The sequence below is a fragment of the Anaerostipes sp. 992a genome, from assembly GCF_001940245.1.
Taxonomy (GTDB): Bacteria; Bacillota; Clostridia; order Lachnospirales; family Lachnospiraceae; genus Fimousia.
On sequence record NZ_MJIG01000003.1, the window covers coordinates 508,354 to 522,513 of the forward strand.

The following is a 14,160-nucleotide window of genomic DNA, read 5'->3' on the forward strand; positions in this document are numbered from 1 at the left end:
CCATTAGGCATACTGGAAGAAATAAAGGACAGTATAGAAAATGTGTTTGGAAAAGCTTATGAATTTTCTGATATTGTAACGGATGAAGATTTTTAGTTCGTGTTTTTAAGGAGTTTGGGTCGATATAGGCGTTGTATCTCTGATTTTACGCAGGAAAACATATGTCAGACGTATTATGAAGGAGTGAGAAAAAAGCATTTATCATTTATGGTACCAATTATGGAACAACAGAAAAATATGCGAAAGAACTGGAAAGAAGAACAGGGATGCCGGCAGTTTCCTATGAGCATGTAACAATACCTGCAATTTGTAAATCGGAGTAAAAGTATATGTATGATGAAACTCAATTAAAAATTATAGATGCTACAATGACACTTATTATTGAGAAGGGCTATTCCGGAGCAACCACAAAAAATATTGCAAAATTAGCGGGGGTCAACGAAAGCACCATCTTCAGGCGGTTTGACGGAAAAAAAGAAATAGTGATAGCTGCTATGGAGTTACCAAAGTGGAATCCTGGATTATCAGAGAGTGATTTTACCTATCATGGAGATTTAGAAGAGGATTTAACTTCCTTTTCCCGGATTTATATGAGCAAGGTGACACCACAGATGGTAAAGATATCCATTGGTCTCAGGTCAGCGGAGCTTGAAGGGGCAGCACTACCTGGAATTATGAAAGTACCGATGGTTTTCAAAAAAGTATTGATGAATTACTTTACGCAAATGATTGCTAATGGAAACATGCGTGATTGTAATGTTGAGAGCATTTCTTTACAGTTTATCGCCATGAATTTTGGGTATATCTTTCTGGATGCTTCCTTTGGTGACAAATTGGTTGGTGTTTCAAAAGAGGAATATATCAGAAACAGTATCAGGGTTTTTGTATCAGGTATCCGTGAAAAATAGAGTTTGATTTTAACGTGCTGAAGGAAAGTAAGCACGTTTAAAAATAGTTTAAATGCAAGTGAATACTTGCGTAAAGGAGGAGCAGAAGATGAGGGTAAAGCAGATAAAAATTGACTTTCATGTTACACCAGAAATCAAACGATTCGTGTATGTCTATCTTATTGAAACCAAGGAAGGGTGTGTATTGATCGACTCCGGCGTTGCAGAAAGTGAGGAAATCATCGAAACAGCAGTGATAGAAAATGGTCATCAGCCTTCTGAAATCAAAGCTGTCTTTTTGACACATGCTCATCCAGATCATATAGGTACTGCAAATTATTTTCGAGAAAAATATGGAGCAAAGATATATGCAAGCATTGGGGAACGGGCATGGATTGAGAACATTGATCTACAGTTTGCAATGCGTCCGATACCGAATTTTTATAACCTTGCAGGACAATCCACGATTGTAGATCAGGTTGTGAAAGATGGGGATAAAATATATCTGTCAGATGACACATATATAGAGGTAATCGGAACCCCGGGACATTCTGCCGACGAGGTGTCTTATCGCATAGGAGATGTGGTTTTTATAGGGGATACTGTACCGGTCAGGGGAGATATTCCTATTTTTATTGACTTGGATGCAACTAGATATTCCTTAGCAGTTCTGGAAAAGCTGTCCGGCATTGAAAAATTCTATCCGGCATGGGATCAAACATATTCCCTGGAAATGATGAAAGAAAAATTAGCGAATGCGACAGAGATTGTGAATGAGCTGGAAAAAATCGTTTGTGATGTAGATTGTGGAATGAATCTGGCAGTAGTAGTTGATCAAGTTTGCGAAAGATTGCATATGCCTGTATGGAAGACCAATCCATTGTTTTCCAGAACCATAGCATGTTGCAGGAGAAAGGAAGAATAGATATGTGTTGTTATTTATACCATCTAATTATGCTTTAAGCGTCAGTATCTAGGGGTGGCGCTAATTTGTATATAGCCAACTCTACTTTCCGTAGGTACAAAATGAATGAACTTAAGGTTATTATTATCTTGGAGGTGGAGAAAAATGAACCAATATGTTACAGGTGCAGTTATTAAAGAGCTGCGCGAAAAAAATGAAATGACTCAATTACAATTAGCAGATAAGCTTGGAGTGAGTGACAAGACCATTTCAAAGTGGGAGACTGCCAAAGGATATCCGGATATCACATTGCTTGAGCCTATAGCAGAAGCTTTTTCCATATCAGTTACAGAATTGATTTCCGGAAATACGGTCTATAATTCAAATGTATCTGCAAATGTACTAAAATCCAAATTCTATATTTGTCCAATCTGCGGAAACGTGATTCACAGTATGGGAGAAGCTGTCATTCATTGTCACGGTGTTCTTATGACAGTAGCGGAGCCGGAAGAAACCGACGAGAATCATAAGATATTTATTGAGCGAACAGAGGATGAGTATTATGTTCGCATAGAGCATAATATGACAAAAAATCATTATATATCTTTTATGGCTGCTGAATCTTCTGACAGAATACAGATGGTAAAGCTTTATCCGGAGGGAAATGCAGAGACAAGATTTAAGATAAGTGGAGTAAAAAGAATTTTATTCTACTGTAACCGGGACGGGTTGTTTTATATAGATCCTGTGAAAGGAATCGATGATAAAGAAAGTGGCTATGATGATGCCCGGGAGAGAAGAGAATTAGAGATAACTGCCAAAATTCTATTTGGATAGTCATGGAGGAAATCAGCTATGGATAATATGACTGCTAAGGTAAGCTGCTTTGCCAGAGCTTATCATTATAACAATAGCCAAGTGCACATTTTTAAAGATAGTTTTGCAGAGCTTCTTTTGGGAGACGAATATGAACAAATCGCACAAAATATGATAAATGGAATTCGTTTTTTCCTTCCCGGTTTTGCTGGAACCAAGGAAGAAGGATTAAGACTGATCGTAGATAAACAACTTTCACCTTCCGTACTTGGAAGAAGTGCTTTTTGTGAAAAAATGTTGGAAAAGGAGAAAGGTCTTGGATGTAAACAATATATAATATTTGCATCCGGTTATGACACATATTCATTGAGAAATCAGGATAAAGCCTTTTCTGTTTTTGTTCCTTGTAATTTGGAAGAGATAACCTGGAAAGAAAAATTGCTTCAAGCAGGCTATATATCAACACAGAAATCATTCGGGAGCCTTTTAGGAATAAGCTATTATCTCAGTAAGGAAGAATTTAAATCACTTCTTCAAACGGTAAGTGAATTAATGGTGGATGGTTCTGTAATCTGCTTTGATTATCCATCTGAGGATGAAAGCAGGGAAACAAAGACAAATAAGATGCTGGCTATGGGAGCCGGCGAACAGATGAAAGCAATGTACTCTGATTTAGAATTAGAAGAGTTATTGTCGAGTTGCGGATTTGAAATAGCTATACATTTGAATCATGATGAAATGACGAGACAATATTTTTCCGATTACAATAATTACAATAGTGAATATTCAATGAAAGCACCAATTGGTATTGGTTATGTTTTAGCAGAAAGGAAAACAGATAGGTAAACATGGATTATTACAAAATGATTTTCAAACGCGAGAAACGATTTCGAATGAAGAATTAAGCGAGTTAAAAGCCTTTACAGATAGTGTAGTTCCATTGGATGACGAAATCCGGTTTAAAATTAAAATAGTTCCGGAGACAGAGACAACATGTAATCGTGGAGCTGAGTACTGTATTGAATTCTATAGTGAAGAAAAGGGAAATTACCTTAGAAATTTATGCCGGTTGACAAGATTCGGTACTATAATAAAATTGATATTGGTATTTTTTTGTTTCTGTTAGAAACCTGTCTTGAACACAAAGGGGATTCATATAAGGGGATTCAGTTCTATGAAGATGCATCTGATGAAGTGGAAAGAGTTGTTGTCGCAAAGTATGAGATTTCGCAACAACTGAATGGTAATAGAAGGAATTCGGTAAATTTGTCTCTATTTATTTCTAATTGTCTTTTTCTTGACATAAAATCTTCTTTTTTATACTATATAAAAGAGACGTAATTGCATGAAGATAAAAAGGAAAGGTTTAAATGTATGAATGAAAAAAACAGTAGTGTAAACAATATTTATCGATTAGAGGGACGAGTGCCAATTGTCAAGGCAATTCCATTCGGACTGCAGCATATTTTGGCCATGTTTGTAGCCAATCTGACGCCAATTACCATTATTGCAGCAGCAGGAGGGCTTTCTCAGGGCGAGATTGCAGTGCTGCTGCAAAATGCTATGTTCATGGCAGGAATCGCCACATTGATCCAGCTATATCCAGCGTGGAAGGTTGGTTCAGGTCTTCCTATTGTCATGGGAGTCAGTTTTACCTTTGTAACCGTATTAAGTGCTGTGGCAGCTAATTATGGCTACCCAACGGTTATCGGTGCAGTGTTGGCAGGAGGAATTTTTGAAGGAACCTTAGGGCTTCTTGCAAAATATTGGAGAAGAATCATTGCTCCTATTGTAGCGGCTTCTGTCGTAACAGCCATTGGGCTTTCTTTGTTCTCCGTAGGGGCCAGATCCTTTGGTGGAGGTTATGCAGAAGATTTTGGCTCCGCACAAAATTTACTTTTAGGAGCCATTACATTGGTTGTCTGTCTGGCATGGAATTGTTTTGCAAAAGGATATTTAAAGCAACTTTCTGTATTGGTCGGGCTGATCGTAGGCTATATTGCAGCCATCTTTATGGGAAAAGTAGATTTATCCGTTATTTTTGCAAATGGATTTGTTTCCCTGCCAAAGATTTTACCATATGCACCAGAATTTAATCTGAATGCGATTATTTCTGTTTGTATCATTTATCTTGTATCATCAGCGGAAACCATTGGAGATACAACTGCAATGGTATCTACAGGATTAAATAGGGATATTACCGATAAGGAAATATCTGGATCTCTTGGATGTGATGGATATGCATCTGCCATCTCTTCTTTATTAGGATGCCCTCCAGTAACCTCTTTCTCACAGAATGTTGGTCTGATCGCCATGACAAAAGTTGTCAATCGATTTACCATTATGACAGGTGCGGTATGTATGATCATTGCAGGATTATTGCCACCAGTTGGTAACTTTTTCGCCTCCTTGCCGGAAGCTGTATTAGGAGGATGTACGATCATGATGTTCGGTACTATCTTTACCTCTGGAATACAGATGTTATCCAAAGCCGGATTTACACAGAGAAATATTACTATTGCAGCACTTTCTTTGTCTATTGGAGTTGGATTTACGCAGGCAAGTGAGATTGATCTTTGGAAAATTTTCCCTGAGATGGTGCAGTCCGTATTCGCAGCAAATGTAGTAGCTGTGGTATTTGTGGCAGCGATTATCCTGAATCTGGTTTTACCGAAGAACATGGAAGTGGAGAAAATCCAGAAGTAAAAGAGAATAACAAATGGAGATGACAAAATTGAGAATTGCAGTATTTAATATGAGACCCGATGAAGAGGAATTTTTCTCCATCTATGGGGAACAATATCATACGGAGCTTTCTGTTACGAATGAGCCACCTACGCTTTGCAATCTTTCAGTCACAGAGGGCTGCCAGGCAGTCAGTGTTATCACAACACCCATTGGACGGGAGCTCCTGGATGCCTGGAAGGCACAGGGGATTCAGACCATTTCTACAAGAACCGTTGGATATGATCACATTGATTTAGCATATGCAAAGGAGATTGGAATAACCGTTTCCAACGTTAGCTACACGCCTCATACAGTTGCAGAATATACGGTTATGGCAATGCTGATGACCATTCGCAAAATGAAGACCATTCTATTAAGATACCAGGTACAAGATTATTCTCTTTCTCAGGTCCGCGGAAGAGAGCTTGGGAATATGACAGTTGGTGTGGTAGGAACCGGGAAGATCGGAGAGATGGTTATTCGAAATTTAAGTGGGTTTGGATGTAGGATTTTCGCATTTGATCCCTATGAGAAGGAATCTGTGAAGGCATTTGCCCAATATACGAATCTGGATACTATTTGGAAAGAATGTGATATGATCACATTTCATACCCCGGCGTTGGAAAGCACATATCACATGGTAAGAGAAGAAACGCTCAATCAGATGAAGCAGGGAGTGATTTTGATCAATATGGCAAGAGGTGCGATCATGGATACGGATGCACTGATCAAAGCATTAGAAAGCGGGAAAGTAGCAGCGGCGGCATTGGATGTCATTGAAAATGAGGGCAAGATTTACTATAAGGACTATAAATACGCAGTGACGGGGAATCATGATATGGCATTGCTAAGCACTATGCCGAATGTCTTGATGACGCCTCATACAGCATTTTTTACAGATGAAGCAGTTAGCGATATGATTCAGTATTCCATTGAAAGCTGTGTTGCCGAATTAAAAAATGAGGAAAATCCACGGAGGATTTTGTAATAGATTTCCATTGTTCCAGATTTAAAGATGGTATTGACGCATTCTGACTTTCGTGATAGGATAAGAAAAATTAGAAATAGATGATCGAGAACACAGATTACGGACCAAGAAGGGATAACGACTGTGCATGTTTGATGCACTTTCGTTATCCCTTTTTATCATATCGGAAACACAGTCTCCTATATGATAAAAACCCTCAGGGGGATGCACACTTGTCCGCTTTGTTCTAGGGGTAGGAGGACATGCTATGTATGTTATGATTGATAATTTTGATTCTTTTGTATATAACCTAAAAGCTTATGTTAAGGAACTTGGAAGGGAAATACTGGTAAAAAGGTGTGATGAAATTACCATTGAGGAGATAAAGAAGCTTCAGCCACAAGGAATTATCCTTTCACCGGGGCCCAAAAGACCATGGGATGCCAGCCTGTGCATGGAGGTAGTACAACAGTTCCAGGGGAAGATTCCGATCTTAGGAGTCTGTCTTGGGCACCAGGTTCTGGGACATTGCTGCGGAGCAGTGGTAGAGAAGGGAGTTCGACCTATGCACGGAAAAGTGACAGAAATCTGGAATAATGGAAAAAGTCTGTTTCAGGGACTTCCCGATCACTTTAAGGTAACGAGATATCATTCTCTGGTGATAAAGGAGGAGACCATTCCCGCTGAATATGAGATTGATGCAAGAGCAGAGGATGGAGCTGTTATGGGGATATCTCACAGAACACTGCCGATATACGGAGTGCAATTTCATCCAGAGGCAGTGCAGACAGAATATGGTCATGAAATTCTTGAGAACTTTTGCAGGATTGCGGAGCATAAGGCAAGAAAGAATAGGATAAGAACTATGATAGGATGAAAGGAAGCTTAAACATGTATCAGAAACAACGTATCATCAAAGAATTAAAACCATATATTCCTGCAGCAGAGATCTTTCCCATCTATATGGAAGAAGCAGATGCTATCTTTCTGGATTCCTCTCTTGTGAATGACCTTGGCAGATATTCTATCATTGGCAGATGTCCCTATCTTAAGCTTGTAAAGGATGGGAAGTCGTTCACTATTAATGGCATAGAGGAAAAAGAAAAATCCTTTGAAGATTATGTGAGGGAGTATTTGACAATGCATGTGGATAAAAATGATAGTCATCTTCCCATTGTATCCGGAGCGATGGGCTATTTTTCCTATGATTATGGAAGAGAAATGCAGGGTGTAGCGACGGAAGAAGAAACATCAATTAGCAGAACTGGGATATGGAGAGGAAAGGAATGACCAGAAAGATAAGAAGAGAACAAAAGGGGGAGGAGATATCCGCAAAGAAATCCGTATTCACTCTAATTTTAAAAAGGAAGAGTATAAGCAGGCTGTCGATGATATGATTCGTTATATTGTGGAGGGAGACATTTATATTGCCAATATGACCCAGCAGCTCATGATTGAAAGTGAGAAGGAGCCACGTAAGGTTTTTTATGATCTTCGGAAACAGAACTCCTCTCCCTTTGGTGCTTATGTGGATTATGGCGATTATCAGATTATCTGTGCCTCCCCGGAACGTTTTCTGAAGATGAAGCATCATCATGTAAATACCCGTCCTATCAAGGGAACCAGAAAGCGAGGAGAAACTTTGGAGGAAGACCAGTATATGCGGGAGGAACTAATAAATTCAGAGAAGGATAAAAGTGAACTTCTGATGATCGTAGATTTGGAACGAAATGATCTAAATAAGGTATGTGAGCCCGGAAGTGTAAAGGTGACAGAGCTTTTTACGGTGGAGGAGTATGCGACGGTCTTTCACCTTGTTTCAGATATTGAAGGGACTCTTACGAAGGGGAAAAATGTGATGGATCTTCTTAAAGCAGCATTTCCTGGAGGTTCCATTACAGGAGCACCGAAATATAGAGCCATGGAGATCATTGATGAACTGGAGCATGGAAAAAGAAATATTTATACAGGATCTATGGGATATCTGACGTTGGATGGGGACTGTGATTTTAATATTATGATCCGGACATTGCTTCATCAAAATGGCAAATATTATCTTGGAGTGGGAGGAGGGATTACTGCAGAATCAGATCTGGAACTTGAATATGAAGAGACCTTACAAAAGGCCAGAGCGATGATAGAGGCATTGCGATAGAAGAAGGAGATAGGTATGGAAATAAAATTAGATGAGTGTTTTCAGTTTGGCCTGGGAGCATTTGAAACCATTGCAGTGGAAAAGGGGCAGCCGGTTTTTTTAGAAAAGCACCTGGAAAGGCTAGAACGGACACTACGATTTCTAGGACTTCGATCAGGTTCAGAACGGGAAAATAATAGAGAAATGGTTATGGAATATCTAAAAGAACAAAGGGAAAGATATTCCGATGGACTTTCCCACTGTGCTCTTAAAATGATGATTTCTGGAGAAAATATTCTTTTTAAGATGAGACCAAATCCATATAAGGCAGGTTTATGCCAGCAGGCATTTACGATGGATTTTAGTAAAGTAAGGAGAAATGAAACTTCGCCGCTGGTCTACCATAAGACCATGAATTATGGTGACTGCATACTGGAAAAAAGAAAGGCAGCTGCAAATGGAATGGATGAACGTATCTTTCTTAATACAAAGGGACAGATTGCAGAGGGAACGGTCAGTAATATTTTCTTTATCCGGCAGGGACAAATTATAACACCGGCACAGTCCTGTGGACTTTTACCAGGAATTTTGCGAGAATATATCTGCGAGACAGAGCGGGTTACGGAAGCAATCATTTATCCGGAGGAATTAGATCAATATGAAGAATGCTTTGTGACCAATTCTCTGATGGGGATTATGCCGGTGAGAAGATTGGGAGAATATATTTTTCCCGAACAAAGGATGACGAAACAGTTAAGAAAAAAATATTTTGATAAATTGGCAGAAGGAGAAAGTAATGAATGAACATGATTGCAGCACTCGCCTGGAAAAGGCAGAAGCTGATAACATAAGAATCGCTACAGAGAAAGATGCAAAAGCACTTATTGAAATTTATGCTCCCTATGTGGAAAAAACAGCGATTACCTTTGAATATGAAGTGCCGACCATTCAGGAATTTGAAGAAAGAATGGGTCATGTGCTGAAAAAATATCCGTATCTGGTTGCAGAAAGAGATGGACAGCTGGTAGGATACGCTTATGCAGGTCCGTTTAAAGAACGCGCGGCTTACGATTGGGCTGTTGAAACTACCGTGTATGTTCGGAAAGATCAGAAAAAAACAGGCATTGGGAGAAAACTATATAAGGAATTGGAGAGAGCATTATCGATGCAGAATATTTTGAACTTAAATGTTTGCATTGCTTATCCAAGGAAAAAGGATCCTTATCTAACCAAGGATAGTGTGTTTTTTCATCAGCACATGGGATATCGGCTGGTAGGGGAATTTTATCAGTGCGGATATAAGTTTGGACATTGGTACAATATGGTATGGATGGAGAAGCATTTGGATAGTCATTTAGAGAAACCATTGCCGGTGCTGACATTTCCTGAAATTAGAGATCAGTTATATTAATACACCAATGATAAAAAGCAAAGAAGCTATGAAATTCCTGGGCCGGCATAAATCTCTGTGCCAGTAAAAAGGCTTTTTTGCTTCCATTATAAAGAAACACTGGACTTCCATCCTTTTTTAAGGAATAGTTTCGTAAAAATGCGGTCAGCGTGTTTTTTCTTACTTTTGTTCGGGTATAACCATCGGGTGTCTGAATTCTGGTCTTAAGTGTTGTGCCTGCTGGATGAATCAGTGACTTGGATACTTCCTTTTCTTCCGCTGTGCGATCAGATGGTTTCTCTGAGTCACATCCACAACAGACGACAATACAAAGTACAAGCAATAACATAAAGAATCGATAGCTTTTCATGGGGAATCTCCTTTCTGATAGTTGTATTATATCAGAAAGGAACGCGAAGAATATGGAGTTTTCCTTAAGATTGTTGACTATATTCCTGAAATAAGTGAAAAATGTAAAACGAAAAAGATGTATAATTGGAAATGTCTGAAAAAATAAAAAATATTTTAAAATACTATTGACAATTAAGCGTAACTCGTCTATAATTAAGACATAAACAAAGAGGAAATCAAAAATTCAAAATAGGAGGTACGGACCACCAGCTTAATTAATTGTTTTTCAAACCAAATAATTTACGGAGGTACAGTCCAATGAAAGGATGATTTCTCCAATATCTTTTCAAAAGATATTTGGACAAGACAAATTAATAGAAAGGCGGTAATACAGTGAAACTTCAGATTGACAGATAAAAGCCATTCAAGTAAAGATGAAAACTTGAATGGCTTTTTTATTGTATAGAAATGTTCTATGCAATAAAAAAGCATTTTGTGTAAAATTCTTTTTCTGTGACAAATAATACTAGAGAAGGTATAATAGTATCAGTAAGAGGAAAGGAATCAGAGAAGATATGGAATATCGAAAGACTTATCAAGGGTTTCTTTTATGGATGGTGGGGTTTATCATTGCTTCAGTGGGAGCTGCTTTTCTGCCGTTCGAAGAGGACTTGCTGATTCGAATTACATTGAATATTTGTACCATTGGCGTAGCAATATTGGCCTATATCATCTATAAAACAGAATATATTTATTGGTATAATGGAACCAGTTACGAAGAAGCAGAAAATGCCGGATCGGAACGGAGAAAACAATTTGCCTGGAGGCATCTGAAACGATTTGGCTTGTTTGCCATTGCCTTCTTTCTTTTTTCAGTTTTTGCGCAGGTGTGCCGACTTAGCTTCTGGATTGATTTTTGGATTTTATGCTGCGGAATTCTTGCGACAGCGATTAGCACAATTCGTTTTCGATTATAGTTATTAGGATAAGAGGTCAGGAGGAGAAATCAATGATACCACAGATAGAAACATCAACAAAAGAGGAACGGAAGAACTATATAGCAAAGCGATTTGCATGTAAGGGAAATTGTGAGATATGTGGAATCTGCAAGATGTATCGAGGAAAGGATCCTATGGTCATATATCAGGAATATATTGATGGAACAAGGTGCTTTCAGGAGATTACAGAGGAATATCGGAGATGAGGAAGGAGGGGTTATATGTGCAGCAGATTTTTTGTCGATGGTGAAATTCAAAAGGATCTTGAGCAAATGTTTATTCATCTGGATGCTTCTCATTTGGATACAAAGGCAGAAGACATTCATCCATCGGAAGAAGCCTGGGTGATTATGGGAAATAATAACAGAATGCAGCTTAAGAAGATGAAATGGGGGTTTCTTTCCAGTAAGAGTAATCAGCTCATGATTAATGCCAGAGCAGAAACGGCGATAGAGAAAAGATTCTTTTGCGAAAGTGTATTAAAAAGGCGATGTGTGATTCCTGCAAGGCATTTTTATGAATGGGATAGAAGTAAAACAAAGGTAACTTTTTCTTATCCGCAAAGTCCAGTCATTTATCTGGCAGGCTTTTATCGCAGGTTTGAGGAGGAAGAGCGGTTTATAATTCTAACAACCGATGCCAATGCTTCTATGAAGCCAGTGCATGACAGGATGCCGTTGATCTTTCAGAGGGAACAGATCAAAGACTGGATCTGCAATGATAAGATGGTGAGAAATTATCTGAAGATGGCATCGCCAATGTTAGAACGGCAGCAGGAGTATGAGCAGTTGACATTGTTTTAGGAAGGTTCGGTATGAAAAAATAACTATAGTAATGTAGGAAAGAATATGCTAGAATAGGAGAAGAAAAAGATCAATAAAAATAATTCTAAATCAGATTTATTAAGTATGTTTGAAGTCAAAATAGGATTTGCGTCTAATAATCAATTTTTTCTTAAAAATTGATTATTAGACGCAAACCAGTCTGAAAGTTCCCATAAATAAAGGATTTGTAAAGAAAGGATTAAGAAATAAGATTCCCCGTAAGGGGACGGAAACTTAGTTGCAAATTGCTTTTCGCCATGTTTTGGTTTTATTAAGAAATAAGATTCCCCGTAAGGGGACGGAAACGTTCCCACTCAGCTCCGCAGTAAGGGCATGCCATATCATTAAGAAATAAGATTCCCCGTAAGGGGACGGAAACTCACAACAGGATGTTCTTTCGCCCATTCTTCCAACGCGTTAAGAAATAAGATTCCCCGTAAGGGGACGGAAACACCTCATAACTTTTCGCACCTTTTACGGCATCCCATTGTTAAGAAATAAGATTCCCCGTAAGGGGACGGAAACTTTTTGATAATTCTTCTCTAGTATACATTTTTATGGTTAAGAAATAAGATTCCCCGTAAGGGGACGGAAACGCAAGTGTATCCTAGTTTTGTATTCCTCTTAACCGTTAAGAAATAAGATTCCCCGTAAAGGGACGGATTTGAGTAAAAGGATAGTAATGTATTAGTATATCACTATCCTTTTTTGTCAATTTATGGTATAATTATAAGGACAATTCTTGCAATATATGGGAAAATATTGAAAAAATATATTGACAATTACAAAAGAATAAGATATTCTATAATATTCTAAAATTGGAGGGGAGAAATATGAAGAGAGTTTTATTTTCACCGATAGGAGGAACCGACCCTATCTCAAACGACCGTGATGGAGCAATGCTACATATCTGTAGAAAATATAAACCAGATTATGTGTATTTGTATTTATCGAAAGAAATGATTGAATTTCACCAGAGAGATAATCGATATTTATATTGTCTTGAACAGCTGGGAAAAAAGTTGGATCATCATTTTGAAGTAGAATTAATTGAACGGAATGATATGAAAGAAGTTCAGATTTTCGATTCTTTCATCAATGAGTATCGTGATATTTTGAATTATATTGTGAAGAAGCATCCAGAATGTGAATATTATTTAAATGTATCCTCTGGAACTCCTGCGATGAAAAGTTCATTACAGATGTTGTCTTTGTTAATGGATCATAAAATGATACCAATTCAGGTTAGCACTCCAGTAAAGAAGATCAATCCACATTTGGAAGACCATGAAGAATATGAAGTAGAATTGTATTGGGAATTCAATGAGGATAATGATTCTTCTTTATATGAGGATCGATGTATTGAATCAAAAGGGAATAACCTGCTCGACCAAATCAAAAAACAAATTATCATAAATCATATCTATTCTTATGACTATGTTGCGGCTATGACAGTAGCTGAGACATTAGTTAATCCATTGTCAGAAAATGTATTATCATATTTAAGAGCAGCTAATTGGAGATTGCAATTGAATATTTATGGTATCCAGACAGAACTGAAAGAGAGAAAATCAGATATTCTTCCAGTAAGAAATGAAAAATATCGTAATATCTTTGAGCATATTTTAAATCTTCAGATTAAGTTGAGGAAAGAAGAATATGTGGATTTTGTGCGGGGATTGACACCAGTTATTATGGATATTTTTCAAATTGCAGTGGAACAATGTGAGCACCTAAATTATAAAGACTATATAAGTAAAAATCGCTATGGAGTTGACTGCTGGGATCGAGATAAAGTTTATAAAAATCCGCGATTAAGACAGGCATTAGAAAGATTCTTTAAAGATCATGCAAAATATAAAGAGATGTATTCTTCTAATCTAGCACCTGTATTGGAAGAGTTTTCTGATAATCAGGAAATTGCAGTATTAAGTAAAGAGATTCGAAGCATTGAAAGTAAAGTTCGAAATCTTCCTGCACATGAGATTATATCTGTGACAAAGGATTGGATTACAAGACATGCTGATGGCAATACGCCAGAACAAATCTTGGAAAAGTTAAAACGATATACCATGCTTCTTAATATTGGAATTAAAAAAGAGTATTGGAATTCATATGATGATATGAATGCACTCGTGGTTGATATGATTAAGAGGGAGTAG

15 protein-coding genes, 1 pseudogene and 1 CRISPR repeat array are annotated in these 14,160 nt (G+C 37.9%); of the genes and pseudogenes, 15 read left to right on the forward strand and 1 reads right to left on the reverse strand.

Annotated features, from left to right (window positions below; all coding sequences use genetic code 11):
• Positions 1-114 precede the first annotated feature (114 nt).
• The 11 genes and pseudogenes from BHF69_RS13915 to BHF69_RS04170 all read left to right on the forward strand — a co-directional run bounded on the left by BHF69_RS13915 (position 115) and on the right by BHF69_RS04170 (position 9,846).
• Positions 115-294: a hypothetical protein gene (locus BHF69_RS13915; RefSeq protein ID WP_143249474.1), complete on the forward strand. Its 180-nt coding sequence runs from the start codon at positions 115-117 to the stop codon at positions 292-294.
• 35 nt (positions 295-329) lie between these two features.
• A complete protein-coding gene (locus tag BHF69_RS04120; protein ID WP_075669796.1) occupies positions 330-908 on the forward strand; it encodes a TetR/AcrR family transcriptional regulator in 579 nt (192 codons plus the stop codon).
• 88 nt (positions 909-996) lie between these two features.
• Entirely contained in the window at positions 997-1,812 is an 816-nt protein-coding gene (locus BHF69_RS04125) for an MBL fold metallo-hydrolase (protein ID WP_075669797.1), read from the forward strand.
• A 144-nt stretch (positions 1,813-1,956) separates the two neighbouring features.
• Positions 1,957-2,628 carry a helix-turn-helix domain-containing protein gene (locus BHF69_RS04130; RefSeq protein WP_075669798.1) on the forward strand — a complete coding sequence of 224 codons (672 nt, stop codon included), beginning with the start codon at positions 1,957-1,959 and terminating at the stop codon, positions 2,626-2,628.
• A gap of 27 nt (positions 2,629-2,655) precedes the next feature.
• Complete coding sequence (locus tag BHF69_RS04135; RefSeq protein ID WP_242946111.1) at positions 2,656-3,453, forward strand: class I SAM-dependent methyltransferase; 798 nt, start codon at positions 2,656-2,658, stop codon at positions 3,451-3,453.
• Positions 3,454-3,981: 528 nt separating this feature from the next.
• Complete coding sequence (locus BHF69_RS04145; protein WP_075669854.1) at positions 3,982-5,313, forward strand: uracil-xanthine permease family protein; 1,332 nt, start codon at positions 3,982-3,984, stop codon at positions 5,311-5,313.
• A 13-nt stretch (positions 5,314-5,326) separates the two neighbouring features.
• Positions 5,327-6,322 carry a D-isomer specific 2-hydroxyacid dehydrogenase family protein gene (locus BHF69_RS04150; RefSeq protein ID WP_242946105.1) on the forward strand — a complete coding sequence of 332 codons (996 nt, stop codon included), beginning with the start codon at positions 5,327-5,329 and terminating at the stop codon, positions 6,320-6,322.
• A 247-nt stretch (positions 6,323-6,569) separates the two neighbouring features.
• Positions 6,570-7,178, forward strand: a complete 609-nt coding sequence (locus BHF69_RS04155) for an anthranilate synthase component II (RefSeq protein ID WP_075669801.1) — start codon at positions 6,570-6,572, stop codon at positions 7,176-7,178.
• Positions 7,179-7,192: 14 nt separating this feature from the next.
• Positions 7,193-8,456, forward strand: a pseudogene (gene pabB / locus BHF69_RS14800) (aminodeoxychorismate synthase component I).
• A gap of 15 nt (positions 8,457-8,471) precedes the next feature.
• Positions 8,472-9,239 (forward strand): aminotransferase class IV, encoded by a 768-nt coding sequence (locus BHF69_RS04165; protein WP_075669802.1) that lies wholly within the window; start codon positions 8,472-8,474, stop codon positions 9,237-9,239.
• On the forward strand, positions 9,232-9,846 hold the full coding sequence (locus tag BHF69_RS04170; protein WP_075669803.1) for a GNAT family N-acetyltransferase: 615 nt from the start codon (positions 9,232-9,234) through the stop codon (positions 9,844-9,846). The genes BHF69_RS04165 and BHF69_RS04170 overlap by 8 nt, the downstream gene beginning before the upstream one ends.
• On the opposite strand, the gene BHF69_RS04175 is transcribed toward BHF69_RS04170, so the two are convergent.
• Entirely contained in the window at positions 9,827-10,195 is a 369-nt protein-coding gene (locus BHF69_RS04175) for a DUF4846 domain-containing protein (RefSeq protein ID WP_075669804.1), read from the reverse strand. The two genes, BHF69_RS04170 and BHF69_RS04175, sit on opposite strands and share 20 nt — an antisense overlap.
• Before the next feature lie 556 nt (positions 10,196-10,751).
• Between BHF69_RS04175 and BHF69_RS04180 the strand changes: the two genes are divergently transcribed.
• The 4 genes from BHF69_RS04180 to csm6 all read left to right on the forward strand — a co-directional run bounded on the left by BHF69_RS04180 (position 10,752) and on the right by csm6 (position 14,160).
• Positions 10,752-11,153, forward strand: a complete 402-nt coding sequence (locus BHF69_RS04180) for a hypothetical protein (protein WP_075669805.1) — start codon at positions 10,752-10,754, stop codon at positions 11,151-11,153.
• A 32-nt stretch (positions 11,154-11,185) separates the two neighbouring features.
• Entirely contained in the window at positions 11,186-11,380 is a 195-nt protein-coding gene (locus BHF69_RS04185; RefSeq protein ID WP_075669806.1) for a hypothetical protein, read from the forward strand.
• A gap of 15 nt (positions 11,381-11,395) precedes the next feature.
• Positions 11,396-11,977: an SOS response-associated peptidase gene (locus BHF69_RS04190; RefSeq protein ID WP_075669807.1), complete on the forward strand. Its 582-nt coding sequence runs from the start codon at positions 11,396-11,398 to the stop codon at positions 11,975-11,977.
• Between the two features lie 219 nt (positions 11,978-12,196).
• Positions 12,197-12,664: direct repeats of the CRISPR family, unit length 36 nt; unit sequence GTTAAGAAATAAGATTCCCCGTAAGGGGACGGAAAC.
• 167 nt (positions 12,665-12,831) lie between these two features.
• Entirely contained in the window at positions 12,832-14,160 is a 1,329-nt protein-coding gene (gene csm6, locus BHF69_RS04195; protein WP_075669808.1) for a type III-A CRISPR-associated CARF protein Csm6, read from the forward strand.